The organism is Streptomyces katrae (assembly GCF_000966975.1).
Classification (GTDB): Bacteria; Actinomycetota; Actinomycetes; order Streptomycetales; family Streptomycetaceae; genus Streptomyces; species Streptomyces katrae.
Genome location: NZ_JZWV01001735.1, coordinates 1 through 687 on the forward strand (window position 1 = coordinate 1; position 687 = coordinate 687).

The 687-nt window shown below is 80.3% G+C and carries 1 pseudogene; it reads left to right on the forward strand.

Annotation, left to right across the window (positions count from 1 at the left end):
* Window positions 1–665: pseudogene (locus tag VR44_RS40370) on the forward strand (hypothetical protein); the annotation flags it as partial.
* Between the last annotated feature and the right edge of the window lie 22 nt (window positions 666–687).

Below are 687 nucleotides of genomic sequence, written 5' to 3' on the forward strand. Positions count from 1 at the left end.
TGCGCCTGCCCGTCCCGGCCACCGCCGAACAGCCCCTGCGCGTCACCCGCCTCTCGGCGGCCCGGGGCGCCCGCCCCGGCCGGCTGCTGCTGGACACCCTGACCGCGACCACCCCGCCCACCGGCCCCGCCGCCCCCGGTACCGCCCGGCCCGACCCGGTGGTGGGCACCGCCGCACAGGCCGCGGCCCGGCCCTGGCGGTTCGCCGTCGGCGGGGCCCCGGCGGGCGGCGGCGCCGAGCTGGTCCTGACCGGTACCGAGCGGGCGCCCTTCCTGCACCGCGGGGTGCGCTTCGTCCCGCTCGACACCGGCCGCCGCACCCTCGACCGGGGCGCCGGTCTGGCCCGGATGCGGGCCCTGGGCCAGGCCCTGGAAGCCGCCGCCCGGGAGCCGGGGACGGCCGCGCTGGCCGTCGTGCTCCCGTACGCACCGGACACCCTGGACCGCAAGGAGACCGCCCTGCTGGCCCTGCGCCTCGCCGAGTTCCGCCGCACGACCGGCAAGAAGGCGGCCGTCCTCACCGTCGGCGCTCCCCGCTTCACCGCCGGACGGCAGGAGGGCGTGCTGACCGTCGCGGCCCCCCGCACCGGCCGGACCCTGTTCGGGGCCGACGCCTTCGCCGCGCCCGGCCGTGACTGGCTGTCGGTGGCGCCACCGCAGCCTTGAGCCGAAGCCGAAGCCGAAGCCG